General features: G+C 47.7%; 3 protein-coding genes. 2 read left to right on the top strand and 1 reads right to left on the bottom strand.

Annotation, left to right across the window (positions count from 1 at the left end):
- Both KDK18_RS08070 and KDK18_RS08065 read left to right on the top strand, forming a co-directional pair.
- Positions 1-232 (top strand): hypothetical protein (locus tag KDK18_RS08070; protein WP_257254392.1); only part of this gene is annotated, 232 nt, incomplete at its 5' end.
- Between the two features lie 114 nt (positions 233-346).
- Positions 347-1,264 (top strand): Tim44 domain-containing protein, encoded by a 918-nt coding sequence (locus KDK18_RS08065; RefSeq protein WP_257254391.1) that lies wholly within the window; start codon positions 347-349, stop codon positions 1,262-1,264.
- Between the two features lie 86 nt (positions 1,265-1,350).
- Here KDK18_RS08065 and KDK18_RS08060 read toward each other — a convergent pair whose 3' ends face one another.
- Complete coding sequence (locus KDK18_RS08060; protein ID WP_257254390.1) at positions 1,351-2,124, bottom strand: type IV pili methyl-accepting chemotaxis transducer N-terminal domain-containing protein; 774 nt, start codon at positions 2,122-2,124, stop codon at positions 1,351-1,353.
- Between the last annotated feature and the right edge of the window lie 203 nt (positions 2,125-2,327).

Here is a 2,327-nt window from a genome sequence, read left to right as displayed (position 1 = left end):
TCCTGTAATAAACGAGTTGACCTTTAAAGCTGCGATGGACGCATTGAATCGTTTTGAGGTGTTAGAGGAAACAGAACTTGAAATGCTGCAGCCTTATCGCGACCAGATGACGCTCAACCAATTAGACAGTGTGATCCATAAAATGGGCCATAGTGTCGATCTGGAGACACAGCTCGATTGGCATATAACTTATGAGGACAAAAGCGAGGTCCGCTTGGACTCAATGAATTGAGGCCTGATTTATTCCATTGATTTACGCAGTTTTTTTATGGAATAGCTTGCAATAAATTTCACTCTCCATAGGATGAAAGCCCATGGGTATTGGAAACAAGAGACTCTCAGATTGATGATTAAAAGGTTTGCTTCTTTTATGGCCATTATCATGGCCTTCAGCTTCGTCTTTAATGTGCCGGTGGCTGATGCCAAAAAGTTTGGAGGGGGCAAGAGCTTTGGACGTTCCTATAATACGGCTCCCGCTCCCAAACAGCCGGCTGCAGCTCCTCAGCAGGGCAGCAAACAGACAGCGGCTCAAAGTTCTCGCAAAGGCCTGCTAGGTGGACTGTTAGGCGGCCTGCTGGCGGGTGGACTGATCGCAGCTCTGTTCGGTGGTGCCTTCAGTGGTCTGCAAGTGATGGATATTCTGATTATTGCTTTGCTGGCTTTTGTACTCTTTAAGGTATTCCGCAGTATGAACCGTGCCAAAGCCATGGCAGCCGGTCATCATGGTGGGAATGACGCTCACTTCACTCCGGAACAGTCAGGGCAGAATCAGACACCTTCTTCATTAGGACAACTGTTTGGTCAGAACAGGGAACAGCAGGAAGATAACTTTGGTCAGGCGGCCCAAACACCCCTGCCTCAAACCGGTTTTGGAACCAGTGATGTCCCCATGAATCTGCCCGAAGGTTTCAATCTGAGTGCTTTCATGAATGGCGCCAGAGACCATTACCGTAAGCTTCAGGAAGCCTGGAACGAGAATGACCTGGACACCATGCGAGAGTATCTGGAGCCTGAACTGTTTTTGCAGCTAAAAGCAGAAAGGGCCTCTCTGGGTGGCGATCAGCATACCGAAGTGATGTTTGTGGATGCCGAGTTGGGCCGAGCTGATTACAATGACCGCGTTGCCGAGATCAGTGTGCGTTTTTCAGGTAAGTATCGCGATACCGTTGAGGGTGTCGAAGAAGATATTACCGATATCTGGCACCTGCAACGCAGCCTCAAAGAGCCCGATGCGCCCTGGCTGATTGTGGGAATTGAAACCTGATCGAATCGAAGGGAAAGGTGTTCTGCCTTTCCCTAATTAAGCTGTATCGTCTATGGGCTTCATGAAACTTACCCGAATGGTTTGTTTCACAGGTAGGCCGGGGAGTAGCTGCTGGCGACCCCCTGACTATTGACCATGACCTGTTCATACTTTTGAGTCAGAACTTGCATTTTCTTGAGAATGGATTCAGTGGTGACAGAGATGGCTGTTGGCATGTAACGTCCCTCTTTATATTGCGTAAAACCCGATTTGGAAAAAAACCATTGTGCTTTAACCTTGGCGAGCAGTTTTCTGATTTCAGGAGTATTCACCGGGGACTGGTCGAGTTCATTCAGTGAGCTTTCGAACAGAGCCATGGATTCTTCAAAATCTCTCTCATAGTCGTCACCCACGCCCCAGGCCAAAGCCTGATAATACATGGCAATTCTCTGGCTGAGTGCGCGCTGTCGACCTGAAACGTTGATGAGCCTGGCTTTACTGGTGGCCGAGTGCTTTTCAATTAATGTGACCAGATCATTGCTGCTGTTGAATACAGTCAGAGCCTTTTGAATGAGTTCGGTAGCTGCTCCTCTGTCGGGTGTCGACAGTGCTATTTTTTTGTAGCTTTTCCAGTCTTTCTCAATGACTCTTAGCTGGTGTTTGATTTCATCGTTGGGCGCGTAATTTGATAAAGCGTGAAAATTATTTTCAAAGAGAATAATGCTTTTATAGAGCTGCTCTTTAGCTTCTTCTGAGTTAATGTCGGCCCCGATCATCAGGTAACTTTTAGCGACTCGCTGAGAAAGCATCCGTTGCAGACCGGATGTGTTGACCGCCTCGGCATCGTTTAAAGCGGCTGAAGTCACCCCTGAGTATGCCATTAAAAACACCGTTACGAAGCCCAGGTGCGTACAGCAACATAAAAGTGGGCGAAAGTCGGGAAGTATTCTGGAAATCTGCACTGTTTTGATCGCTCCTTGCGCTATTTCGGGTCATCCTGATGAGTTATGGATTCAACAGGTTGCGTTGCAAGGGGAAGTGCAGAATATATGCCAGAGAATTGCCATGTATTATCAGGCTTTGG

The sequence above is a fragment of the Endozoicomonas sp. SESOKO3 genome (assembly GCF_024606255.1).
This window is presented reverse-complemented; position numbering and strand designations above follow the sequence as displayed.